At 65.3% G+C, this 22,101-nt stretch carries 25 protein-coding genes; 14 read left to right on the top strand and 11 right to left on the bottom strand.

Going from position 1 to position 22,101, the window contains the following annotated elements; all coding sequences use genetic code 11:
* Positions 1-132: 132 nt before the first annotated feature.
* The 11 genes from hypE to DT074_RS10225 are packed head-to-tail and all read right to left on the bottom strand — an operon-like array spanning position 133 to position 10,108.
* On the bottom strand, positions 133-1,185 hold the full coding sequence (gene hypE / locus DT074_RS10275) for a hydrogenase expression/formation protein HypE (RefSeq protein WP_119419749.1): 1,053 nt from the start codon (positions 1,183-1,185) through the stop codon (positions 133-135).
* Positions 1,182-2,288: a hydrogenase formation protein HypD gene (gene hypD, locus DT074_RS10270; protein WP_119419748.1), complete on the bottom strand. Its 1,107-nt coding sequence runs from the start codon at positions 2,286-2,288 to the stop codon at positions 1,182-1,184. Before hypD ends, hypE begins: the two co-directional genes overlap by 4 nt.
* Complete coding sequence (locus DT074_RS10265; RefSeq protein ID WP_119419747.1) at positions 2,285-2,539, bottom strand: HypC/HybG/HupF family hydrogenase formation chaperone; 255 nt, start codon at positions 2,537-2,539, stop codon at positions 2,285-2,287. The genes hypD and DT074_RS10265 overlap by 4 nt, the downstream gene beginning before the upstream one ends.
* A gap of 4 nt (positions 2,540-2,543) precedes the next feature.
* The gene (gene hypF, locus DT074_RS10260) at positions 2,544-4,829 is read right to left on the bottom strand and encodes a carbamoyltransferase HypF (RefSeq protein WP_119419746.1); all 2,286 of its coding nucleotides are present in this window, start codon (positions 4,827-4,829) and stop codon (positions 2,544-2,546) included.
* A gap of 4 nt (positions 4,830-4,833) precedes the next feature.
* Positions 4,834-5,097 carry a hydrogenase/urease maturation nickel metallochaperone HypA gene (locus DT074_RS10255; RefSeq protein WP_119419745.1) on the bottom strand — a complete coding sequence of 88 codons (264 nt, stop codon included), beginning with the start codon at positions 5,095-5,097 and terminating at the stop codon, positions 4,834-4,836.
* Positions 5,098-5,104: 7 nt separating this feature from the next.
* Positions 5,105-5,578 (bottom strand): hydrogenase maturation protease, encoded by a 474-nt coding sequence (locus DT074_RS10250; RefSeq protein WP_368744586.1) that lies wholly within the window; start codon positions 5,576-5,578, stop codon positions 5,105-5,107.
* Between the two features lie 4 nt (positions 5,579-5,582).
* Complete coding sequence (locus DT074_RS10245) at positions 5,583-6,872, bottom strand: Ni/Fe hydrogenase subunit alpha (RefSeq protein ID WP_119419743.1); 1,290 nt, start codon at positions 6,870-6,872, stop codon at positions 5,583-5,585.
* The gene (locus DT074_RS10240; RefSeq protein WP_119419742.1) at positions 6,862-7,638 is read right to left on the bottom strand and encodes an NADH-quinone oxidoreductase subunit B family protein; all 777 of its coding nucleotides are present in this window, start codon (positions 7,636-7,638) and stop codon (positions 6,862-6,864) included. The genes DT074_RS10245 and DT074_RS10240 overlap by 11 nt, the downstream gene beginning before the upstream one ends.
* Before the next feature lies 1 nt (position 7,639).
* A complete protein-coding gene (locus DT074_RS10235) occupies positions 7,640-8,452 on the bottom strand; it encodes an FAD/NAD(P)-binding protein (RefSeq protein WP_368744585.1) in 813 nt (270 codons plus the stop codon).
* A gap of 31 nt (positions 8,453-8,483) precedes the next feature.
* Positions 8,484-8,951, bottom strand: a complete 468-nt coding sequence (locus tag DT074_RS10230; RefSeq protein ID WP_119419740.1) for a Crp/Fnr family transcriptional regulator — start codon at positions 8,949-8,951, stop codon at positions 8,484-8,486.
* 11 nt (positions 8,952-8,962) lie between these two features.
* A complete protein-coding gene (locus DT074_RS10225; RefSeq protein WP_368744584.1) occupies positions 8,963-10,108 on the bottom strand; it encodes a 4Fe-4S dicluster domain-containing protein in 1,146 nt (381 codons plus the stop codon).
* A gap of 431 nt (positions 10,109-10,539) precedes the next feature.
* Between DT074_RS10225 and DT074_RS10220 the strand changes: the two genes are divergently transcribed.
* The 14 genes from DT074_RS10220 (at position 10,540) to DT074_RS10155 (ending at position 22,092) form a co-directional block, all read left to right on the top strand.
* Complete coding sequence (locus tag DT074_RS10220) at positions 10,540-11,154, top strand: RNA polymerase sigma factor (protein ID WP_162914789.1); 615 nt, start codon at positions 10,540-10,542, stop codon at positions 11,152-11,154.
* A 309-nt stretch (positions 11,155-11,463) separates the two neighbouring features.
* On the top strand, positions 11,464-11,820 hold the full coding sequence (locus DT074_RS10215; RefSeq protein ID WP_119419738.1) for a hypothetical protein: 357 nt from the start codon (positions 11,464-11,466) through the stop codon (positions 11,818-11,820).
* 313 nt (positions 11,821-12,133) lie between these two features.
* On the top strand, positions 12,134-12,784 hold the full coding sequence (locus tag DT074_RS10210; protein WP_119419737.1) for a Spy/CpxP family protein refolding chaperone: 651 nt from the start codon (positions 12,134-12,136) through the stop codon (positions 12,782-12,784).
* Between the two features lie 193 nt (positions 12,785-12,977).
* Entirely contained in the window at positions 12,978-13,454 is a 477-nt protein-coding gene (locus tag DT074_RS10205) for a phasin family protein (protein ID WP_119419736.1), read from the top strand.
* 18 nt (positions 13,455-13,472) lie between these two features.
* A complete protein-coding gene (locus tag DT074_RS10200; RefSeq protein ID WP_119419735.1) occupies positions 13,473-13,820 on the top strand; it encodes a YHS domain-containing protein in 348 nt (115 codons plus the stop codon).
* Complete coding sequence (locus tag DT074_RS10195) at positions 13,813-14,133, top strand: DUF5676 family membrane protein (RefSeq protein ID WP_368744583.1); 321 nt, start codon at positions 13,813-13,815, stop codon at positions 14,131-14,133. Before DT074_RS10200 ends, DT074_RS10195 begins: the two co-directional genes overlap by 8 nt.
* Before the next feature lie 192 nt (positions 14,134-14,325).
* Positions 14,326-16,083 (top strand): PHA/PHB synthase family protein, encoded by a 1,758-nt coding sequence (locus DT074_RS10190; RefSeq protein WP_368744588.1) that lies wholly within the window; start codon positions 14,326-14,328, stop codon positions 16,081-16,083.
* Positions 16,084-16,201: 118 nt separating this feature from the next.
* Positions 16,202-18,763 carry a heavy metal translocating P-type ATPase gene (locus DT074_RS10185; protein WP_368744582.1) on the top strand — a complete coding sequence of 854 codons (2,562 nt, stop codon included), beginning with the start codon at positions 16,202-16,204 and terminating at the stop codon, positions 18,761-18,763.
* Positions 18,760-19,137, top strand: a complete 378-nt coding sequence (locus DT074_RS10180) for a cupredoxin domain-containing protein (protein ID WP_119419733.1) — start codon at positions 18,760-18,762, stop codon at positions 19,135-19,137. The genes DT074_RS10185 and DT074_RS10180 overlap by 4 nt, the downstream gene beginning before the upstream one ends.
* A 91-nt stretch (positions 19,138-19,228) precedes the next feature.
* On the top strand, positions 19,229-19,483 hold the full coding sequence (locus tag DT074_RS10175) for a DUF2933 domain-containing protein (RefSeq protein ID WP_119419732.1): 255 nt from the start codon (positions 19,229-19,231) through the stop codon (positions 19,481-19,483).
* The gene (locus DT074_RS10170; protein ID WP_119419731.1) at positions 19,480-20,136 is read left to right on the top strand and encodes a methyltransferase family protein; all 657 of its coding nucleotides are present in this window, start codon (positions 19,480-19,482) and stop codon (positions 20,134-20,136) included. Before DT074_RS10175 ends, DT074_RS10170 begins: the two co-directional genes overlap by 4 nt.
* A gap of 157 nt (positions 20,137-20,293) precedes the next feature.
* Positions 20,294-20,827 (top strand): ubiquinol-cytochrome c reductase iron-sulfur subunit, encoded by a 534-nt coding sequence (gene petA, locus DT074_RS10165; RefSeq protein ID WP_119419730.1) that lies wholly within the window; start codon positions 20,294-20,296, stop codon positions 20,825-20,827.
* Between the two features lie 71 nt (positions 20,828-20,898).
* Positions 20,899-21,597 (top strand): CBS domain-containing protein, encoded by a 699-nt coding sequence (locus DT074_RS10160; protein ID WP_119419729.1) that lies wholly within the window; start codon positions 20,899-20,901, stop codon positions 21,595-21,597.
* A 78-nt stretch (positions 21,598-21,675) separates the two neighbouring features.
* Positions 21,676-22,092: a c-type cytochrome gene (locus DT074_RS10155; protein WP_368744581.1), complete on the top strand. Its 417-nt coding sequence runs from the start codon at positions 21,676-21,678 to the stop codon at positions 22,090-22,092.
* Positions 22,093-22,101: the final 9 nt, after the last annotated feature.

Here is a 22,101-nt window from a genome sequence, read left to right as displayed (position 1 = left end):
GCGTCGCCCTGGCTGGCGCCCGAAAAGGGCTCGATTGCGGAAATGCGAGGCGGAGGCGAGGATCGGGCATCGATTTCGACGCGACTGAACCCTCGGCTGACGTGAAGTGCAGTCAGAGTACGGCGAACTGCATCAGCAGATCCGTGGAAGTTGCTCTCCGCTGAGCATATCCACGGCACGGGCCACGCCAAGCGGCCCACTGCAAGATACTCTACCTGCGTTGTCCGCTTTGACCTGGCCGATGACCGCTGCCTCCTGGGTCACAGGGTGACGGCGCAGCAATGACAGAGCAAGGCCGGCATCGTCGGCCGGGACGAAGGCCGCGAAGCGGCCCTCGTTGGCAACATGCAGCGGGTCGAGGCCGAGAAGTTCACACGCGGCGGCGATATCCGCGCGCACCGGAATCTTTTTCTCATCGAGTTCGATCGCCAAACCAGAGGATTCAGCGATTTCCACCATGGCGCTGGCGAGCCCGCCGCGCGTCAGGTCGCGGAGGCAGTGGACCGGGATGCCACCCTCGACCAGTGCCAGCGCCGGCTCGACCAGCGGTGCGCAATCGCTCTCGATCGGGGTCTCGAAACCGAGACCTTCCCGTGCTGCCATCACGGCGATGCCATGGCGTCCGATATCGCCGCTCAGGATGATGGCGTCGCCCGGATGGACGCTCTGCGGTCCAATCGGCGCGCGCGCCACGACACGGCCGATGCCGGCTGTATTGATGAAGACGCCGTCACCTTTCCCTCGATCAACCACCTTGGTATCGCCGGTGACGAGCCGCAGTCGGCAGGCATCCGCTGCCGAGCGCATCGAGGCGAGGATTCGGCGCAAGGTGGCGAGTGGCAACCCTTCTTCAAGAATCAAGCCGACGCTGAGGCAGATCGGCCGCGCCCCGCACATAGCAAGGTCGTTCACTGTGCCATTGACGGCCAGCGACCCGATATCTCCGCCCGGAAAGAAGAGCGGCTGCACAACATAGGAATCGGTTGTGAACGCGGTGGGACCGTCAAGCGCGAGCAGAGCGCCGTCGTGGCGGCGGTCCAGCTCCGCATCGCCGAAAGCGGGCCGGATCACCTCGTCCAGCAAGCGCGTCATCATGCGCCCGCCGCCGCCATGGGCGAGCTGAATCGTATCGCCGCTTTCGCTCGGAAGCGGACAGGCGGGTGCGAATTGGCGGTCCTCCTTCATGTCCCTGCCTCCGTCGGCAGCACGCCGCGATAGCGGTAATAGGCGGCGCAGGCACCTTCGGAGGAGACCATGGTGACGCCTAGTGGCCGCTCCGGCGTGCAGCGTGTGCCGAAGGCGGGGCATTGCGGCGGCTTGCATTCGCCCCGCAGGATCCGCCCGCTGATGCATTCACAAGCTGCCTCTTCGCCGGCCTGTACCGGGCCGAAGCGCTGCTCAGCATCCAGGTCGGCATAGGATTCTGCCAACCCGAGACCGCTCTCGGCAATTTCGCCCACCCCGCGCCAGCGTCGTGGAATTACGCGGAACACCTCGCGCATCGCCGCCAGGGCGGCAACGTTGCCGGTTGGCCGCACAGAGCGGCTGTATTGGTTCTCCACTTCCGTACGGCCCTGCTCCAGCTGCAGGACGCAGCGATAGACGCCTTCCAGAATGTCGAGCGGCTCGAAGCCGGTGACAACGATCGGTACATGCCAGCGCGCGGCGATCGGACGGTACTCTTCAACGCCCGTCACGGTGCAGACATGGCCGGCGGCCAAGAAGCCCTGAATGCGGTTGTCCGGCGCGGCGAGAATTGCCTGCATCGCCGGCGGCACCAGCACCTGAGAAACCAACAGGGAGAGATTGCTGATGCCCTCCCGCCGCGCCTGCAGCGCCGCCATCGCGTTGGGCGGCGCCGTGGTCTCGAAGCCGACGGCGAAGAACACCACCTCGCGATCCGGCTCGCGCCGGGCGATTGCTAGCGCATCGAGCGGTGAATAGACAACGCGTACATCGCCGCCGCGCGATTTCGCCGCTAAAAGGTCGCCCTGGCTGCCGGGCACCCGCAGCATGTCGCCGAACGAGCAGAGGATGGTGTCGGGCCGGCCGGCAATCTCGATCGCCTTGTCGACGTATTCGATTGGCGTGACGCAAACTGGACAGCCGGGCCCGTGCACCAGGGTGATCTCCTTCGGCAGCAGGGCGTCGATGCCGAAGCGGACGATGCTGTGAGTCTGCCCGCCGCAGACTTCCATCAAGGTCCAGGGCCGCGTCACCCCGCACCGGATCGCCGCGGCCAAGCGGCGCGCCGCAGAGCCGTCGCGATACTCGTCGCGGAACCTCATGTCGCGTCGACCTCTTCGTCCGGCAGCTCTCCGAGATCGCGCAGCAGCGCGAAGACGCGGGTCGCCTCGGCTTCGTCGATCCGCGTGATGGCAAAACCGACATGCACCAGCACGTAATCGCCGATCACGGCCTCAGGCACGTATGCGAGATTGACCTCCTTCACAATGCCGCCGAAATCGACGCGCCCCGAGCGCGTCAGCGGGTCGTCGCCGACGACGCTCAGGATCCGTGCGGGCACCGCGAGGCACATCGGCTCAGCTCCGCCCTTCCTGCCATGCCGCCCATACCGCCTGGCCGAGCGCGATGCCGCCGTCATTCGGCGGCACCCGGCGGTGCCACAACGGCTCACGGCCGGCGGCACGCAAAGCGGCAACCGCCGCCTCGGTCAGCCGCACGTTCTGGAAGCAGCCGCCGGTCAAGGCCACGTGATCGGCGTCGAGACGCATCGCCACTGCAGCGATTGCCGCGGCAAGGCCGCGATGCAGCGCGGCCGAGATCGCCCCGGCCGGAACGCCCGTGTGCAGATCGCTGATCGCCATGCGCAGCGCCGGCTCCCAATCGACGATCAGGGGCCTTCCGGCGGCCTCCCGGACCGGCAGCGCGTAGATCCGCGCGCCGCGATCCGTCTCGGCCACCCACTCGAAGGCCGCCGCCGCCTGGCCCTCATAGCTGGCGCGCTGGCAGAGCCCGCAGAGCGAGGCGAAGGCGTCGAACAGGCGGCCGACGCTGCTGCACACGGGCGCGTTGACGCCTTGTATCAGCATCCGCCGCAGCACCCGCCGCCCCGCCTCGGAAAATGCCGCGACCGGCGCCAGCTCGGTCATGTCGAAAGCCGCTTCCCCGAAGGCGGCGAAGAGCAGCCCCAGCGCGGCGCGGCGCGGTTCCCGCACGGCCGCCTCGCCGCCAGGCAGGCTGAATTGGCGCAGATGCGCGGCACGGTGCCACCGTCCTCGATCGACCCGCAGGAATTCGCCGCCCCAGATCGTGCGGTCGAGGCCATAGCCGCTGCCGTCGAAAGCGATGCCGAGGGCCGGCGGCCGCACGCCATTCTCGGCCAGGCAGGCGGCCACATGCGCCACGTGATGCTGAACGGCCACCACCGGCAGATCGGTATCCGTCGCTTCACTGGTCGACGCATAGTCGGGATGCAGGTCGCTGGCGGCGAGACGCGGCACTGCGTCGTGCAGGCGCGCGAGATCGTCGACGCACCGCGCATGCGCCTCCCTCGCCGCCAGGGTATCCAGGTCGCCGATATGCTGGCTCAGAATCACATCGTTGCCGCGCGTCAGCGCGACCGTCGCCTTCAAATGTGCGCCAACTGCCATCACGCCCGCGCCGACGTCTGCAACGCGCACCGGCGCCGGCGCGTAGCCGCGGGCCCGGCGCAGTAGCTGCGCCTCGCCGCACACGACCTGCGCTATCGAGTCGTCGATCGGGCGGACGATGCCCCGGTCATGCACCAGCAGCAGGTCGGCGATCCCGCAGAGTCGTGCGAGTGCCTCCTGTTCGTCGGTGACGATCGGCTCGTCCGCCGAGTTCCCGCTGGTCGCCACGACGGGAAAGCCGACCTCGTCCAGCAGCAGATGGTGCGGTGGGGCGTAGGGCAGGAAGGCGCCGAGCCGCGCGCTCCCCGGGGCGACGGCGGGCGCGATACTGTCTTCCCCCGGCGAGGCGTTCCGCCGAAGCAGAACGATCGGCCGCGCAGGCCCGATCAGCAGCGCCTCTTCCGCCGCGCCGACGCGGCAGGCAGCGCGCAGCGCCGGCATATGCGGGAACATCACGGCAAAGGGCTTCTCCGGCCGGCGCTTGGCGGCGCGCAGCCGGGCCACCGCATCCTGGTTCCGTGCGTCGACCACGAGATGAAAGCCGCCGATGCCCTTGACCGCCACGACCCGACCCGTGCGTATTGCAACCGCGGCGGCGCGCAAGGCCATGTCCCCGCTTTCCAGAACCCGGCCCTCGGCATCCCACAGGGCGACCTTCGGGCCGCAAGCGGGGCATGCATTGGGTTCTGCGTGGAAGCGGCGGTCGCGCGGGTCGCCGTATTCTGCTGAGCAAGCCACGCACATGGGGAAGGCTCGCATCGAGGTACGCACCCGGTCATAGGGAAGCGCCTCAAGGATGCTGTAACGCGGACCGCATTCCGTGCAGTTGATAAAGGGATAGCGATAGCGCCGATTCGCCGGGTCCCGCATTTCGGCGAGGCAGTCCGCGCAGGTCGCAAGATCGGGCAGCACCTCGGCGCTCGGCGGGCCCGCGACAAGGCTGTCGCGAATGGCGAAGCCCCGCTCCCGCTGCGGCGGCAATTCTATCTGGTGAAGCGATGCGACGGCCGCATGGGCCGGCGCTTTGCGGATCGCGCTGATCAACGCCGCCAGCCGATCCGGCGGACCTTCGGCCTCGACGGTCAGGCCTTGGGGCGAGTTGCCGACCCAACCGGCGAGGTCGAGCGCCGTTGCATGCCGATAGACGAACGGGCGGAAGCCGACACCCTGCACCGTGCCGCGGACCTCGATGTGCATCCGTTGCCGATCCGGCATGGTTTCAGGCCTCGATCTCGACGCTCTGCAGCAGGATGTCCGCCGCGTAAGGGTCGTCGGTCTCGTCGCTCACGGTGATGTCGAGACGCGCGCCGGCCGCCACCCCACTGGCCGATGCCTCCTTGAAGTGCTCCGCGAAGTGCGACGGCGACATATGGCTATGCGCGCCGAGGCGAACCGCAATGCTGGTGACCTGGCGGGCGCCTTCGGCCGCCGCCAGTGTTTCGATCTGGCGCATCAGGCTGGTCATTAATGATGCTTCATGCATGGCGCTACTACGGCTCCACGAATATCGGTGCGATCTCCGCGCGCAGCCGATCGGCCGCCTCGGTCACTGCGGCGGCAACCGCGGGGCTGAGTGGCGCGCCGGTCTCGAAGGACGCGCCCTCGACCGCGTAGACGACGCATTGCGGCGGGAGCTGGCCGAGAGCGCGGGCGAGCTCGATGGCGGCCGCGAGGCCGAAGCCGTGCGTCGAGAGGCCGAACAATCCCTGCGGCAACGCCGCCAGTGTGACGTCGAAGCGCCGTATCGTGCCGGCTGGCGCGCCGGAGGCCGAGGCATCGATGAGGAAGACCGCGTTTGCATCGGCGAACCGCGCCATCAATGCCGTCGCGTCGCCGCGCTCTTCCGCGACCTCGATATCGGCGGGCAGCGTCCCGCGCAGCTGCTGTGCGACCACCCGGCCGACCGCGTCGTCCCCGCGATCGGGATTGCCCAGGCCGATAATGATGCGTCGCACGGTCGGCATGGCGTCAGCCCCGGTCCATGTCGAGCCGGAGGAAATGCGCGGCGCACGAAATGCAAGGATCATAGTTCCGCACGGTCTGCTCACAGCGATGCTGCAACGCCTCATCCGGCAGGTCGAGAAAATCCCCGATATAGCTGGCGAGGTCCTCTTCGATGCTTCCCTGGTTCTGCGATGTCGGCGGCACGATCCGGGCCTCAGCGATGATGCCGTCCGCGTTCAGGCGATAGCGGTGATAGAGCAGTCCGCGCGGCGCCTCGGTGGCGCCGAAGCCGAAGCCCGCTCGCGGCGTCAACGGAACCGCCGGGCTCTCCGGCTCCTGATAGGCATCGATGATGCGCAGCGCCTCGTCGCAGGCGTAAACCATCTCGACCGCGCGCACGATGATGCTGCGATAAGGATTTCGGCAACTCGGCGCAAGGCCTGCCTCACGCGCCGCCTGCTGTGCCAGCGGCGACAGGCGTTCGAAGTTCAGGTTGTAGCGGGCCAGCGGTCCGACCAGATAGTTACCTGCGCCGCGCAGCCGTGAATGCAGGGCGGTGGAGCGGGCGACATGATGCTCCTCGAAATGGTCGTCATAGTCGCGTGCCGCGATATCGAGGCCCTGACTGGACACGATATGCCCCTCGTTGAACGGGTACTCATCCGGATGGCGCAGGGCGACGAAATTGTAGTCGCGCGTGCGGTCGGGAAATTCGAAACCTGCGACCCATCGCACGGTGTCGAGCGCTGCCTGGCGCGCCCATTTCAGTCGCTCGGCGAGGGGCGCCAGCTCGCGCCGGTGTGGCACGCGGTAGAAGCCGCCGACGCGGACATTGATCGGGTGAATCTCCCGCCCGCCGAGCAGGGCCAGGATTTCGTTGCCGATCTTCTTGAGTTCGAGGCCGCGGCGAACGGCATCGCCGTGCTCGCGCGCCATGTCGATGGCGCCGTCATAGCCGAGGAAGTCCGGCGCATGCAGCATGTAGACATGCAGGCAATGGCTCTCGATCCACTCGCCGCAATAGAGCAGCCGGCGCAGGTCGCGCAATGCGCCGCCCACGCGGATGCCGAGCGCGTCCTCCATCGCGTATACGCAGCTCATCTGATAGGCGACCGGGCAGATGCCGCAGATGCGGGCGGTGATGTCTGGGGCCTCGGCGAATGAGCGTCCGCGCAGGAAAGCTTCGAAGAAACGCGGCGGCTCGAAGATACTGAGCTCAGCCGATTGCACCATGCCGTCGCGCACCACGACTTTGAGGCCGCCTTCGCCCTCGACGCGCGCGAGGTAGTCGACCTTGATGGTTCTACGGGCCATGGCGCTCGCTCTCCCGGCGGAAGGCGGGTGCATTCGCGTTGAACGAGCGCCAGACGCGTCGCAGGGTTGACTGATCCACGCCGAGGGCCTCGAGCTGCTTCGTCAGGGCCGGCGTATTCGGACTTTCCATTGGCCCGTAGCAGCCGTAGCAGCCGCGATTATAGGATGGGCATAGGGCGCCGCAGCCGGCATGGGTGGCGGGTCCGAGGCAGGGCGTCCCGTGCGCCACCATCACGCAGACATTTCCCTTAAGCTTGCATTCGACGCAGGTGCTGTGCGGCGGCGTCACCGGGCGCCGGCCGGCCAAGAATGCGCTGATGACCTCCACCAGCTGGTGCTTGGAGATCGGACAGCCGCGCAGCTCAAAATCCACCCGCACATGCTCGGCGATCGCCGTGGAAGTGGCGAGCGTCGCGATGTAATCGGGCCGCGCATACACGATGGCGGCATACTCCCTCACGTCGGCAAAGTTGCGCAGCGCCTGAATGCCGCCGGCCGTGGCGCAGGCGCCGATGGTGACCAGGGTGCGGGAGCGTCGCCGTACCTCATGGATGCGCGCTGCATCGTGCGGCGTGGCGATCGACCCCTCGACCAGCGAGAGGTCGTAGCGGCCGCTCACGGTGCTGCGCGTCGCTTCAGGGAAATAGGCGATGTCGACGGCGCCGGCGACGGCGAGCAACTCGTCCTCGCAATCGAGCAAGCTCAGCTGGCATCCGTCGCAGGATGCGAACTTCCAGACACCGAGCCGTGGCTTCTTTGTGGCCATGTCAGATCTCCCGTAGCGCCAGCATGTCGCGTACCCGATCGTGACGGAAGACCGGCCCGTCGCGACAGATGAAAGCAGCACCCATCTGGCAATGACCGCAAAGGCCGATCGCGCACTTCATGTTGCGCTCCAGCGACAGATAGATCTGCGTGGAGGCGACGCCCGCCCCCTGCAGCGTCCCGATGGCGAAGCGCATCATCACCTCGGGCCCGCAGACCAAAGCGGTGGTTCGGGCGGGGTCGAACCGGGCGCGGGAAATGAGGCTGGTGACGACACCGACCTGGTGCGGCCAGTCACCGGTGGCATGGTCGACCGTAACATGCACCTCAATGTCTTTTCGGCGGCGCCAAGCGTCGATCTCGCGTGCAAACAGGATATCGGCTGGGCTGCGCGTGCCATAGAGCAGCGCAATCCGCCCGTAGCGGCGGCGTGGGGCCAACAGCTGATAGAGTGCGGGACGCAACGGCGCCAGTCCGAGCCCGCCGGCGACCACCACGACATCGCTTCCAGCAGCCTGCTCGACCGGCCAGCCTGTGCCGAACGGCCCGCGCAGGCCGACAGGATCACCGCGGTCGAGCCGGCTCAACGCCGTCGAGACCGGGCCCACGGCGCGGACGGTATGGATCAGCCGGCCGGGCCGGGCCGGATCGCCGCTCAGGCTGATCGGTACTTCGCCGACGCCGAACACCGTCAGCATGTTGAACTGGCCTGGCGCGAAAGGCGGTAGGCTGCCCTCCGCCGGCTCGATTTCCAGGGTGAAGACCAGCGGCGCATCACGCCGGCGCGCCCGCACCCGACCGACCCGCGGCAGCATCGGATCGACCAGGGGCGCCGCCAGTACCGGCTCAGGCGGGGCTGCCATAGACATCCAGTATCTGCAGGCGAGTCGCCTGCAGCCGCTGCACGAGAACCGGGACAAAGCGCTTCATCAGCTCGTAGCCGAGGTCATGGTCGGACTCGCTCTTGTCCCGCAGGCAGGTCGCATTGATGCCGATGGCGCGCACGACCTCGAGCGCCTTGGCGTCGTAGGTCCAGCGATAAGGCGGGATCAGCCAGGAAACGCCAACGATCTCGCCCTCCCCCACGGTCTGGAAGGTGATGGCGCCGCGACCGGGGGCCCTGATCTCCAGCGCCACTCGCCCCTGGCGGATCAAAAAGAACTCGCTGGCCGGCTCGCCCTCGCGAAACAAGTGCTGGCCGGCGTCGAAGCGGACATTCCGGGCGCAACCGCAGACGAGCTGACAGAAATCCTCCTCCAGGCCAGCGAAAAAGGGGTGCTCCCGTAGGATGCGGTCGAGGCCGTGCGTCTCCATTGCTGCCTTCCTCAATGCGCTTCGCTTGCGCGGATTGCCGCCACCTCTTCGGTTATGTCGATGCCGACCGGGCACCAGGTGATGCAGCGTCCGCAGCCGACGCAGCCGGAACTGCCGAATTGGTCGAACCAGGTCGCGAGCTTGTGTGTCATCCATTGGCGATAGCGCGACTGCGGGCTGGCTCGCACGCTGCCGCCGTGGATGTAGGAGAAGTCCATCGTAAAGCAGGAATCCCAGCGCTGGCTGCGCGAGCTTTCGACGCCGGTGACGTCGCTCGCATCCTCGACGGTGGTGCAAAAGCAGGTCGGGCAGACCATGGTGCAGTTGCCGCAGGTAAGGCAGCGCGCCGCCACTTCGTCCCAGCGTGGATGCTCCAGATTGCGCAGCAGCAATTCACGAACACCTTCAGACGGCATCTCGCGGCCCATCGATGCCGCCGTGCGGGCCACGACGGCCGCTGCCGCGTCCACCTCGTCCCCGGTGGCAGGACGGTGTGGCAAGCCTGCGAGGACCACGCGCCCCTCGTCCGTCGCCGCCTCGGCGACAAATGCGTGCATCCCGTCATCGCAAAGCTCGGTGAGCGCCAAGTCGAAAGTTTCGGTCACTTTGGGGCCGGATTGCATGGACGCGCAGAAACAGGTCCCGCCAGCGACACTACAATTTACGGCGACGACGAAGATGCGTTCGCGGCGTGCCTTGTAGTAAGGGTCGAGGTAGCTGCCGCCCGTGAGAACGCGATCCTGGATCGCGATTGCCTTGAGGTCGCAAGCTCGGATGCCGATCAGGGCGAGCCTCTCTTCCGGCACAGCTTCCGCCGTCACTTGAACTTCGCCGCCGTGCCTCTTCGCACGCCAGAGCCGCTGTCTTGGCGGGTGCAGGAATCGTTTCCACGAATGCGGCCCGACTGCATAGCCGAACACGGCGTCGTCGCCGCGACGGATGAGGCGATAGCGCCCGCCCGATTGCTCGTCCGACCAGCCCCGCGGCAGCTCATCGACCGAGGCTATGTCATCGTAGACTATGGCGCCGTCGCGTAGCGTCGGACCAATCAATCGATACCCCCGGCCCCTGAGCGCATCGAACAGAGTTCCCAATGCTTCGATCGGGAAAATGGCTGACCTATCCGGGCGTGCAGAGCTGGTTCCAATCCCGCTCACGCTGATCCTCGTCCGATATTGCCGCCGATGAGCGACGCGACAACTCACGGCTTCAAAGGTAGTGCCGAAGCCGCCCTGGAAGCGCTTGCGCTGGCGATCGCGACGCCGTTCAAAAGTTCTCGATCGGATCGCGATCGCTTGTCCGGGCGATCGAATTGCGAGTATCGCCCTCGCGGCACCGTCGGCTGCCGTGCAAATCGCGCCAATCTGATCTGGAAGTCAGTCTACAAGCAAATCGCCTGCACGGCTACCGCACAAGGGAAGCCCCGTGCCATCGGAGCCTCCTCTGGACCAGTCGAGTTCAGCCTCATTCCAATCGGTGACGGCATGCACAGGACATGGCTTTGGACCGCCGTTGTTCTCAGCGCTATCGCCCCGAGTGGGCGTCCGTCTCACATCGTTTGTGCGGCCACGTCGGAGAAAGAGACGCAATGATGGTCGGCGAAACTGGAGGAGGCGATCCATTCGGCGCGCCAAGACCGCTGGTGGAGGCAGCACTTGTGGAGAACCGACGCGCGTTCCTGCGGTTTCTGACACGGCGCCTTGCATCCGTCGACGCAGCGGAGGACGTGCTGCAAGAATTTTATGCAAAGGCACTCAGCAAGGCTGGGCAGATCCGCGGGAGCGAAAGCATTGTCGCATGGCTAGCCCGACTGCTGAGGACGACGCTTGCCGATCACTACCGCGCCCGCGAGCGGCGTATGCGGCACGAGGGCCACTTTGCACGAGAGGCGGCGCGCTTCGTCAACCCTACTGAGAAGGAAGTGAACAGCTTCGCTTGCGAATGTCTGCACGGCCTGCTGCCGACCCTGCGCACCGATTACGCGGAAATCCTTCGCCGAATCGACCTTGCCGGCGAAGATCGGGGCGAGATCGGGGCGTCGCTGGGCCTCACGATGAACAACCTGACGGTACGTTTGCACAGGGCACGGCAGGCGCTCAGGGCCGCCTTGATGCAGTCGTGCAAAACTTGCCCGGTGCACGGGTTCCTGCAATGCGGCTGCGATCTGCCAATTCGCAAGCTGGCGACCTCTGCGGCAATGTGATCCGCGGATTGCAGCCGAACTTCTCCAGTTTCCTCTACCCCTCAGCCAATGTCATGGTTGGATCGCCGGTGTCGCGTTGCGAAGTCGCATCTATCGTCGCAGGCAGACAATTCGACACTTCGAGATCGGACTCGACAGAATCTTCATCCAGCACGATATTTTGAACGATTCAGGCCGACCGCTGAGGTCACCCACCATCCATCCGTTCCCGCGCCAAGAAATGTTGATGTCGATCAATGCGGGCGTTGGGCACCTTGCCCGATAAAAGGGTCCAGGTTAACGTCCAACCTGGAGTTCGGATATCTCCCGATGTGGCTGATACGGCTCATCAGTGTCGCAATGGTGTTCCTGGCCCTCGGGCTGGGGCCGGCCAATGCGCACTGGTCGGTCGCCCCGGGATCATCGGGCGCATCCGTGGCCGCCGCGACGGAGGCCTTCCCGGCAGCAGGGCACCACGACGACGATACGGACGTTCCGTGCCCTAGCAGGCATGCGAGCTTCAGCAAGTGTCACGTCAGCTCGTCGAGCCCGGCACTTCTTGCCAGTGGCGGTGCAAGCGAGTTGATCCAGCAGGGGCATACCGCCTATCAGGTGGCCGGGGACATGATCCCCAACGGCCTTGAGGTCGCGCCACCCTTTCATCCACCGAAGCGTACCGCTGTCTGAGTCCGCGCGGCGCTGAGAGCGTCGCCGGCCCCTCGCGGTCCTACGACCGCGCCCGCAGACCTGCGTCGGTGGAGTTCTCGATGATCGTAGTGCCTCGGAGTCCGCGCTCGCCCCCAAAGTGGCGTACCGCACCACGAATCAACGGTGTTCAAGCGACCCGCTGCTCGAGCGAGCGTCAGGCGCGCCATCCGCAGGTCTGACAAGGGTCCGGGCCGCTCATCTCCCAGGTCGATGTTTGCGCGCAAGGTCGATGCTGCGGGCAGGCACTCACATGGCGGCCCAATTGATGTGATCTCAGCAACGGAGAAGACAGATGAAATCGTTCTTAAGCCACACTGCCATGGCCGTAGCGATGACCCTGATGATCGGGGCGCCCGCTCTGGCACAGTCGCAGCAGGATCCCCACCATCCCCCGGGCAAGCCCACCGCGCCGCAAGCGGCGGCACCGATGGGCGAAGGCATGATGCCGGGCGGGCACATGCCGATGATGGGCATGATGATGCAGATGATGCCCATGATGGGCTCCCGCATGGGCGGCATGTCCGACATGGCGATGCCCGGCATGCATATGGCGGATCGCATCGAAGGCCGTCTCGCCTTCCTGAAGACGGAGCTCAAGATCACCGAGGCTCAGGTGGGCGCATGGAACGAGCTGGCGGCCACGCTGCGGACAAATGCTCGGAAGCTTGACGATGCACGCAAGGCCACCGCCCCGGACACTGCTTCCACGCCGGTCGCGCTGCTCGAGCGTCAGGAGCGCTGGTACACCCTCCGGCTCGAGGGCATCCGCGCCATGAAGGCGCCGCTGGAGCGTCTCTACGGCAGTCTCTCGGACACCCAGAAGGAGGCGGCAGATGAGCTGCTCGGCCCGCATCTCGGGTTAGTGCCGATGGGCATGATGTCGATGGCCGGAATGCGGGCGGAAATGCCGATGGCGATGCCGATGCGCGGCGGGAGGCGCTGAACCGGTCCGCGGACATCAAGCATGGCTCGACGAATGACGACGGCATCTCGCCGCCGCATTCGTCGGCCGCCGGCCGGGGCGAAATCCTCATCGACGCCGGGGACTGTAATGAAAGCAGGGGCTGGGCGTCTAACGACTAGATGGGTGGTTTGCCCGCTTTGATCCGGCAACGGAAACGAAGGGAGTGGCAGCAATGAAGTCCACGGCATCGTCGATCCAGACAGGCGCGGATCGCATCAACGGTTTGCTGGCATGGTGGGGCGTCCCCGATGCGCTCGATGTCGGCGCCGCCGAGGGGCGCGCCAAGCGCTTCCAGGGCCTCGTCAGTGCCCTGAGCCAGGTGGTGAGCGAGGCATCGGCAAACCAAGCCGAAACGGCCACTGCGACCAACGAGCGCTTTGCCCGTGCACTGCGAGAGCTTCTCGGCGCACGCCAGCCGGCGGATTTCATTGCGGCGCAGTCGCGCCTGATGACCGACCTTATGGAGACCTTGGCGGCTCAAGCCAAGGCCTGGGCGGAGGTGACGCAGAAGCTCCACGAATGCTGCATCTCGATTACCGGCACCGCCTCCGGCGGTCCCGGTGAGCGCGCAGCGGATGAAGCCGGCAGCCGCTCCGGAGAAGAGAAACCGTCAGGTGGCAGGGACGCGAGGCGTCCCGGCCGTCATTGAACATCGGGGGCGTCGCATATGGAGGCCTTGCTCTATTTCGCCCTCTGGGCAGGACTGATCTTCCTGATGATGCGTTTCGGATGCGGCGCGCATGTGATGGGTCACGGCCGCGGCCGTCATGGCTCCCACGAATCCGGCGGCGCGCGCGACGCAGAAACGCTTCACTGGGTGCCACCGGACACGGATGTCGATCCCGTCTGCGGCAAGACGGTGCGGCCGGAAGCCGCCAAGCCCTCGGTCCATGACGGCATAGTCTACTACTTCTGCTCTGGCGAATGCCGTGGGCTGTTCGAAGCGGCGCCCGAGATCTACCTCCGGCCCAAAGCTGCTTCCTCACCTGAGCATAAGGATCATGTCCATGGTTGATATGGCGCGCTCGGCCAGCAGCCGGCATTTCGGTACGCCACTGGCGGCACCGCAAGCGCCGCGAATTCCGGTGCTGGCCTTCGGCATGAGCTTCGGCGCATTTCTCGTCATTACCTACGCGCTCTGCGTGGGCTTCGATCTGCTGTTTCCCGGTCAGGCGATGTATCAGACCTGGCTCCGTCTCTTGCCGGGTTTCACATGGCTCAGCTGGCAAAGCTTTGCCCTCGGCGCGATCGAGGCATTCGCCTACGGCTGGTACGTGGCTCTGATCTTTGCCCCTTTGTTCAATTTCTTTGCGCGGCGATGGAGGTGAGCGACATGCCGACATCAAGGCCCCCAAGCTCCGCTCCGAGCAGCGGCACTCGGCAGTGCCGGCGCCCCGCCCTGGCGGTACGCAGCCGAGCCCTTGATCCCGCGTCCGATCGGCAGCTTGCGATCCGCCGCGGCAGCGGGCATCGCGCTCTCGCGACATCCGCCCTTCGCTGAAAGTGCGGCCATGCAGAAGATGTCGCCTGCCTTGTCGAAGCGTGCGGAGCCGCAACGGAACCGGCGCCCATTCTCGTTCGATCGGCCATTGCACGCGCTGATCGGACAGGCGACCGCCGGAATCTCGCCGGCGGCGTTGACGCAGGCCTACACAGATTGGGCACAGCACCTGCTGTTCTCCCCCGACAAGCAAGGGGAGCTGGTTGAGAAGGCAGCGCGGAAGTGGGTTCGTTTCCTGGACTACTGTCTTCATGCCTGCACCGATCCGGCTTGCGACGCGTGCATTGAGCCCCTCACGCACGATCAACGCTTCGTCGGGCCGGCCTGGAGGAAGCAACCTTTCGCCGCGATCTATCAGGGATTCCTGCTGTCGCAGCAATGGTGGCACAACGCTACGACCGGCATCGCCGGCGTCTCCAAGCATCACGAGGACGTCGTTTCGTTCGTCGCGCGCCAGCTGCTCGACATCACTTCGCCGGCCAACTGGACCGCCACCAATCCAGAGATCCTTGAGGCGACGATGCGGCAAGGCGGGCTGAACTTCGTGCGCGGCGCAGCAAATTTCCTGGAGGACTGGCGTCGTGGGCTCCACGGCGAGCCACCGGCCGGGACGGGCGCGTATCAGGTTGCACGGGATGTCGCGATCACGCCCGGCAAAATCGTGTTCCGGAACCAACTGATCGAGCTGATTCAGTACGCGCCAACGACGAAGGACGTCTATGCAGAGCCGATCCTGATCGTCCCTGCTTGGATCATGAAGTATTACATCCTGGACCTCTCGCCGGAGAACTCGCTCGTAAAGCACCTCGTCGAGCTGGGCCACACAGTCTTCATCGTCTCGTGGAGAAACCCGACTGGCGACGACCGCGACCTGGGCTTGGACGATTATCGTCGGCTTGGCGCCATGGCGGCGTTGGACGCCATCGCGTCCATTTTACCCCCCCGGCAGATTCACGCTGTCGGCTACTGCCTCGGCGGCACCCTGATGACTATCGCCGCGGCCGCGATGGCGCGCGGCGGAGACGATCGCCTCAAGAGCCTTACCCTGCTCGCAGCGCAAACGGACTTCACCGAAGCGGGCGAGCTGATGCTCTTCATCGACGAAGCTCAGGTGAGCTTCCTCGAGAACATGATGGCGGAGCAGGGATACCTCGATACACGACAGATGACGGGTGCCTTTCAGCTCCTGCGCTCCAACGATCTGATCTGGTCGGCCATGGTGCAGACCTATCTGCTCGGCGAACGCCGGCCGATGATCGATCTGATGGCGTGGAACGCGGACACCACCCGCATGCCGTTCCGAATGCATTCGGAGTATCTAAGACGCCTCTTCCTTGCGAATGACCTGGCCGAAAGCCGATTCGAGGTCGAGGGCAAGCCGGTTTCGCTCCGTGATATCCGCGCGCTGATCTTTGCGGTCAGCACGATCGCCGACCATGTCGCGCCTTGGCGTTCCGTCTACAAGATCCAGGCACTGACGGATGCCGATGTGACCTTCGTTCTGTCTAACGGCGGGCACAATGCCGGCATCGTCAGCCCGCCCGGTCACCCCCATCGACATCACCAGATCGCCACCCACAAGGAGAGCGAGAACTACGTCGATCCCGATTCGTGGCAGGCATTGGCGGAGCACCACGAAGGCTCATGGTGGCCGTGCTGGGAAGGGTGGCTCGTCAGGCACTCGTCCGATCGGGTGCCGCCACCCGCCATCGGCGGCGCCGCAAAAGGAAACCCCGTGCTGGAAGATGCGCCTGGCACCTACGTGCTCGAGCGGTGAGGCGGGCAATGCAAAAACTGCATGAAGAAACATTGACCTCGGGATCGCGAGCCCGATCGCCATTGTTGGCACCGGGCGATCGCCGATCCAACCCGCACTGGATACGGAGAGGTACGTCATGGATCGAGCCGAACCGATGACGACGAAGGCCGCTCGTCGAAGCGAACCGGAAGAGAAGAGGCCGGATGCGACGGCAACTCAACATCTGGACCTCGCTGTCGGCGGCATGACCTGCGGACATTGCAGATCCACCATCGAAAAAGCACTCGGCGGACTACCTGGCGTCGCGTCCGCCCATGTCAATCTCGCCAATCGCGTTGCGTCGATCGACTACGACGGCAACATTGCGAAGCCGCAGGATCTAACGAAGGCCATTCGTTCCGCGGGCTATTCGCCCGGTGCGGCGTCCCTTCGCATCCCCATCGCGCGAATGCACTGTTCCTCGTGTGTTACCCGCATTGAGATCGCATTGCGGATGACGCCGGGCATTTTTTCCGCGCGCGCCAATCTCGGGCCCAACGCCGTCGATATCGAGTACGACCCGGGCACGGTCGATTTCGAGGGCATCCGGCGCGCCATCGAATCCGCAGGTCACAAGGTCGCAGAGTCCAAGCCGGCCGCGGTCAAGGCGGCGATCGAAGAGGACTCTGACCCGGAGCAGGTTGCGCGTGAGGCCGAGTACCGGGCGCTGATGCGCAAGTTCTGGGTCGCCACCGCGATCTCGATCCCGGTTATGGCCCTCAGTTACCCCGACCTGATCCCAGGCCTTCGTGACTGGATGCCGATGGGCAGCGACACCCGACGCATCGTCTGGGTATTGCTTGGCGTCCTCTCCCTTCCCGTCCTGCTGTGGGCCGGCTCGCAGTTCTTTGTCGGCATGTGGCATGCTCTGAAGCACCGCTCGGCCAACATGCACACGCTGATTGCGATCGGCATCACCGCCGCCTTCCTATACTCCGTGATCGCAGTCGCTTATCCCAGAATCTTCCCCGACCCGGCGCTCGCCGAGGTCTTCTGGGATGTCACGGACGTGGTCGTCGCGCTTGTGGTCCTCGGGCTTGCGCTCGAGATCCGGGCGAAGGGCCGCACCTCCGAGGCGATCAAGAAGCTGATCGGCCTTCAGGCCAAGACCGCGCGCGTCGTTCGCGACGGCAAGGAAATCGACCTGCCCGTGGAAGAGGTGGTAGCCGGTGATGTTGTGGTCGTGCGGCCCGGCGACAAGATCCCGGTCGACGGGGAGGTGGTCGAAGGTTCGAGCGCCGTCGACGAGTCGATGGTTACCGGCGAGTCGATTCCCGTCGAGAAGCGGGTCGGCGACGAGGTGATCGGAGCGACGCTCAACAAGACCGGCAGCTTCAGGTTCAAGGCGACCAAGGTCGGCAAGGACACGGCTCTGGCCAGCATCATCCGCATGGTGAAGGATGCGCAGGGCTCCAAGGCGCCGATCCAGCGTGTCGTCGATCTCGTCTCCGGCTACTTCGTGCCGGCCGTGATGATCCTCGGAATCCTGTCTTTCGTTGTTTGGTATCTCGTCGGCCCGGAGCCGCGCTTCGTCTACGCGACGATCGTGCTCGTGACGACACTTATCATCGCCTGTCCCTGTGCGCTCGGCCTCGCCACGCCGACCTCGCTGACCGTCGGCATCGGCAAGGGGGCTGAGAATGGTATCCTGATCCGTTCGGGCGACGCCCTTCAGACCTCACAACAACTCGATGCCATCATTCTCGACAAAACCGGCACCATCACGCGCGGCAAGCCGGCGCTGACGGACGTGGTGGTGGCGGAGGGTCGGGATGAGGAGACAGTGCTGGGTCTCGCTGCCTCGCTCGAGCGCGGCTCCGAGCATCCTCTGGGTGAAGCGATCGTCAAAGGGGCAGAGCAGCGCAGCATAGCCCTCACCGACGCACAAGACTTCTCGGCAATACCGGGCCATGGCGTGAGCGGCCGAGTCGGCGATGACGAGGTGCTGCTCGGCAATGCCAAGCTGATGCGTGATCGCGGGATACCGATCGACGCCCTGACCGGAGAATGGGAGCGGCTCGCCAACGAGGGCAAGACGCCGATGTATTTGGCCATCGGGTCGGCAGCCGCGGGCCTGGTGGCCGTCGCCGATACCGTGAAGCCGGATTCCAAGGCCGCAATTGACGTCCTGCATTCCCTTGGCATCGAGGTCGTGATGCTGACCGGCGACAACGCGAGGACGGCGAACGCTATTGCCCGCCAGGTCGGGATAAGTCGCGTCCTCGCGGAAGTCCTGCCCGACGAAAAAGCGCATGAGGTCCAGAAGCTGCAACTCGAGGGCAAGTCGGTCGGGATGGTCGGCGACGGTATCAACGATGCACCGGCCCTGGCGCAGGCCGATGTGGGCTTCGCCATCGGGACGGGCACGGACGTTGCCATCGAGGCAAGCGACGTGACACTGATCAAAGGCAGTCTCATGGGTGTGGTCACCGCGATCGAGATAAGCCGCGCCACCATGCGGAACGTGCGCCAGAACCTGCTCGGCGCCTTCGGCTACAATGCGCTCGGCATTCCGGTGGCCATGGGCGTGCTTTACCCCTTCCTCGGTCTCTTGCTGTCGCCCCTGATCGCCGCCGCCGCCATGGCCTTCAGTTCCGTCACCGTGGTCACGAACGCGAACCGACTCCGCCTGTTTCAGCCGAGGAGGGTTGTGTCATGACGATCGATCGCTGGGCCGTCCTGATTGTCGGTCTGCTGGCCGTCGCTTTCATCGTCTGGTTCTTCTGGCTCAAGCGTACCAAAGGCGTGCGCGCCGGGGAGACGAGCGGCGGCTACCAGGAGGCCATGATTCTTGTGAAGGGCGGCTACACGCCGGACACGATCATCGTCAGCCGCGGCAAGCCGGTACGCCTCAACTTCCGTCGCGAGGAGACGGCGTCCTGCTCCGAAAGGGTGATTTTCGAGGCCTTCGGAAAGAGCGCCCATCTTCCCACAGGCGAACAGGTCGCGGTGGAACTCATGCCGAGGCAGGCGGGTGAATTCGGCTTCGCATGTCCGATGGGTATGTTCCGCGGCCGACTGATCGTCGAATAGCTGGGGGAGTATATGTGACAGCGCCGTCTGGCACCGACGCATTGTGCAGGAGCGGCGATTCCGCACGAGAGCCAAGAGAGAGGGCCATCGAATGGATGAACACAAGCGCGATCTTCGTGACGGGGCGCGAGACGGCGGCATTCTCAGGTCACGCGCAGGCATCGTCCTGATCGCGTTTCTTGTCATCGCCGGAACTCTCCTGACCTACGAGCACCGTGTGCACCTGTTCACCGGAAACGGGTTGTTGGTTGTCCTGCTCGCCGCCTGCATTGGCATGCATCTCTTTATGCATGGTGGTCACGGCGGCCATGGCAGCGGCGGCGCGGGCGGAGGAGGGCGGCAATGAACGACGCAGCACCCGAATACGGCCTGTGGTTTCTGGTCGTGATCAACTCGGCGATCTTCATTATCTTTGCGCTCAGCTTCTTCAAGCCGAAGACGACGCGCGACTGGCGGTCGTTCGGGGCGTTCAGCGCCTTTCTCGTCGCGCTGTTCTCGGAGATGTACGGCTTTCCGCTCACCATCTATTTCCTCTCGGGATGGCTGCAGAGCCGGTACCCAGAAGTCGACTGGTTCTCGCACGATGCGGGACATCTGGTGGAGATGATGCTCGGCTGGAAAGCAAACCCGCATTTCGGGCCGTTCCACCTCCTCAGTTTCATTCTGATCGGTAGCGGGTTCTGGCTGATCGCCGCAGCTTGGCGGGTGCTGCACGCCGCCCAGCAGCGCGGCGCGCTGGCGGTTTCCGGGCCCTACGCGCGCGTGCGCCATCCGCAGTATGTGGGGTTCATGCTCATCATGCTTGGTTTCCTGTTCCAGTGGCCGACGCTGCTGACGCTCGCGATGTTTCCGGTGCTGGTGTGGATGTACGTGCGCCTGGCGCGGCAGGAAGAGCGGGAGGCGCAGGTCCAGTTCGGTGCGGCTTACGCCGCCTACGCGCGGCGCGTGCCCGGCTTCGTCCCCTGGCCGGCGAATTGGTCCGGAGAGCCGGCGCGATGAGGGGCCCTTGGTTCCGGGAAGCGTCCGTGCCGCGAGAGAATTTCTGGGCGGAGGTCGCAATGCCGGGCGGTGATGGCGAGGCGAAGGTGAACCAACACGGAGACATACCGGTTGAGTCTGGCGATAGGGCGTCGCTTGGCGGGAACGAGAGTGACCGATGAGCGCAGCAGTAGTCGAGGCTGGTCCAGGCAGCACGGGTCCGACCGGCACCCACCGTGACTTTCTCTACATAGCCGCGGGCGGGCTCAGTGCGGTAGGGGCCGCTGCGACCCCATGGCCATTCATCGACAGCATGAATCCCTCTGCCGACATACTCGCTCTGTCGCTGGTCCAGGTCGATCTTCCCCCGATACAGGAGGGGCAGCGCGTCACCGTCATGTGGTCCGGCCGCCCCGTCTTCGTCTGCCATCGCAGCGCGGAGGAGGTTGCGCGTTCCGAGGCCGACGATCGTAGCCCTGAGCTGATCGATCCCGCCACGGACGCCTCGCGGGTCAAGCGCAAGGAGTGGCTGATCGTGCTCGGCGTTTGCACCCACCTCGGCTGCGTGCCTCTGGGACAGAGCGTCACCGATCCGCGCGGCCGGTACGGGGGCTGGTTCTGCCCCTGCCACGGATCCGTTTACGACGGCGCCGGAAGAGTCCGTCGCGGCCCGGCACCTCGCAATCTCGAGATACCGAGTACGCGTTCCTGACTGACACGCGCATCCGGATCGGATGAATGCAGCATGTCGTCCGGCGAAGACAGCGAGCAAAGGAGAGTGCGATGCAGGCCAAGCACGTCATGACCACGGCGGTCGCCGTCGTTCGGCCGGATACGGCAGTGCGGGAAGTGGCAAGGGTGATGCTCGAACGTCGGGTCAGCGGGGTTCCGGTGATGGACGAGGCTGGCCGTGTGCTCGGAATGGTGAGCGAGAGCGATTTGATGCGCAGGCCCGAGAGCGGCACCGAGCGCCATCCGTCATGGTGGCTTAGCCTGCTGGCAAGCCCCGAGGAAAGAGCCATGGCCTACGTCAAGTCGCATGGCGGGTGCGCGGGCGACGTGATGACGCGGAGCATCGTGTTTGTCACGGAAGAGACCTCGCTCGAGGAGATCGCGGGGCTCCTGGAGAAACACCGCATTAAGCGGGTTCCCGTGCTCCGGGACGGAAAGCTGGTGGGGATCGTGAGCCGGGCCGATTTGCTGCACGGACTGGTCGCACGCCAGGCCCCGTCCGAGGGCACGGCCGATGATCATGTGATCAAGGAGAACGCGACCGCGGCGATTTCCGAGGCGGGGGTGAACACGGCTTTTATCAGCATTGTGGTGTTGGGCGGCGCCGTGCACCTGTGGGGGGCCGTCGAGTCCGACGCCGAGAAGAAGGCGGCGCGGATCGCCGCCGAGAGCGTCGCAGGCGTCAAGAGTGTGCGCGACGAGATCGGCGTTCTGCCACCAAGCGTTCGCGCGGTTTTGTGGGCGGATTGAAGCGGCGACAGATGCTCGGAAACTCGCGCCAGCGATGCATGCCTCCCTTTCAATGGATCCATCCGGATGAAGCTTTCTATGAACCTGCCGAAGACCTTCGTTCTGATCTTCTTCCTTGGCGGCGCCGGCGTGCTCGCCTGGAAGCTGCTCGATCCCGGCGGTGGTGCGGCGGGAAACATCAAGGTCCCGCCCCTTGCGGCCTCGGCGGCCGCGGGCAAGGCGGTCTTCGATGCCAATTGTGCGGCGTGTCACGGGAGGAATGGCGGTGGCACAACACAGGGTCCGCCACTCATTCATGACATTTACAATCCGGGCCATCATTCGAATGATGCGTTCCTGCGCGCAGTGCGGATGGGATCGCGCCAGCATCACTGGAAATTCGGAGACATGCCGGCGCAGCCGCAGGTAACCGATAAGCAGCTGGCCGAGATCGTCAGCTATGTCCGTGCGCTGCAGGAGGCGAACGGAATCGTCTATAGGCCGCACCGGATGTGACGGTAGAGG

This window comes from Desertibaculum subflavum (assembly GCA_003576705.1).
GTDB lineage: Bacteria > Pseudomonadota > Alphaproteobacteria > Ferrovibrionales > Ferrovibrionaceae > Desertibaculum > Desertibaculum subflavum.
Note: the sequence above shows the minus strand (reverse complement) of the source record. Positions and strands in the feature narration are given on the sequence as shown.

Excerpts from the sequence above, each read along its gene's own strand:
- hypE (WP_119419749.1), bottom strand. The coding sequence starts at position 1,185 with ATGAAGGAGGACCGCCAATTCGCACCCGCCTGTCCGCTTCCGAGCGAA.
- hypD (WP_119419748.1), bottom strand. The coding sequence starts at position 2,288 with ATGAGGTTCCGCGACGAGTATCGCGACGGCTCTGCGGCGCGCCGCTTG.
- DT074_RS10265 (WP_119419747.1), bottom strand. The coding sequence starts at position 2,539 with ATGTGCCTCGCGGTGCCCGCACGGATCCTGAGCGTCGTCGGCGACGAC.
- hypF (WP_119419746.1), bottom strand. The coding sequence starts at position 4,829 with ATGCCGGATCGGCAACGGATGCACATCGAGGTCCGCGGCACGGTGCAG.
- DT074_RS10255 (WP_119419745.1), bottom strand. The coding sequence starts at position 5,097 with ATGCATGAAGCATCATTAATGACCAGCCTGATGCGCCAGATCGAAACA.
- DT074_RS10250 (WP_368744586.1), bottom strand. The coding sequence starts at position 5,578 with ATGCCGACCGTGCGACGCATCATTATCGGCCTGGGCAATCCCGATCGC.
- DT074_RS10245 (WP_119419743.1), bottom strand. The coding sequence starts at position 6,872 with ATGGCCCGTAGAACCATCAAGGTCGACTACCTCGCGCGCGTCGAGGGC.
- DT074_RS10240 (WP_119419742.1), bottom strand. The coding sequence starts at position 7,638 with ATGGCCACAAAGAAGCCACGGCTCGGTGTCTGGAAGTTCGCATCCTGC.
- DT074_RS10235 (WP_368744585.1), bottom strand. The coding sequence starts at position 8,452 with ATGCTGCCGCGGGTCGGTCGGGTGCGGGCGCGCCGGCGTGATGCGCCG.
- DT074_RS10230 (WP_119419740.1), bottom strand. The coding sequence starts at position 8,951 with ATGGAGACGCACGGCCTCGACCGCATCCTACGGGAGCACCCCTTTTTC.
- DT074_RS10220 (WP_162914789.1), top strand. The coding sequence starts at position 10,540 with ATGATGGTCGGCGAAACTGGAGGAGGCGATCCATTCGGCGCGCCAAGA.
- DT074_RS10215 (WP_119419738.1), top strand. The coding sequence starts at position 11,464 with ATGTGGCTGATACGGCTCATCAGTGTCGCAATGGTGTTCCTGGCCCTC.
- DT074_RS10210 (WP_119419737.1), top strand. The coding sequence starts at position 12,134 with ATGAAATCGTTCTTAAGCCACACTGCCATGGCCGTAGCGATGACCCTG.
- DT074_RS10205 (WP_119419736.1), top strand. The coding sequence starts at position 12,978 with ATGAAGTCCACGGCATCGTCGATCCAGACAGGCGCGGATCGCATCAAC.
- DT074_RS10200 (WP_119419735.1), top strand. The coding sequence starts at position 13,473 with ATGGAGGCCTTGCTCTATTTCGCCCTCTGGGCAGGACTGATCTTCCTG.
- DT074_RS10195 (WP_368744583.1), top strand. The coding sequence starts at position 13,813 with ATGGTTGATATGGCGCGCTCGGCCAGCAGCCGGCATTTCGGTACGCCA.
- DT074_RS10190 (WP_368744588.1), top strand. The coding sequence starts at position 14,326 with ATGTCGCCTGCCTTGTCGAAGCGTGCGGAGCCGCAACGGAACCGGCGC.
- DT074_RS10185 (WP_368744582.1), top strand. The coding sequence starts at position 16,202 with ATGGATCGAGCCGAACCGATGACGACGAAGGCCGCTCGTCGAAGCGAA.
- DT074_RS10180 (WP_119419733.1), top strand. The coding sequence starts at position 18,760 with ATGACGATCGATCGCTGGGCCGTCCTGATTGTCGGTCTGCTGGCCGTC.
- DT074_RS10175 (WP_119419732.1), top strand. The coding sequence starts at position 19,229 with ATGGATGAACACAAGCGCGATCTTCGTGACGGGGCGCGAGACGGCGGC.
- DT074_RS10170 (WP_119419731.1), top strand. The coding sequence starts at position 19,480 with ATGAACGACGCAGCACCCGAATACGGCCTGTGGTTTCTGGTCGTGATC.
- petA (WP_119419730.1), top strand. The coding sequence starts at position 20,294 with ATGAGCGCAGCAGTAGTCGAGGCTGGTCCAGGCAGCACGGGTCCGACC.
- DT074_RS10160 (WP_119419729.1), top strand. The coding sequence starts at position 20,899 with ATGCAGGCCAAGCACGTCATGACCACGGCGGTCGCCGTCGTTCGGCCG.
- DT074_RS10155 (WP_368744581.1), top strand. The coding sequence starts at position 21,676 with ATGAACCTGCCGAAGACCTTCGTTCTGATCTTCTTCCTTGGCGGCGCC.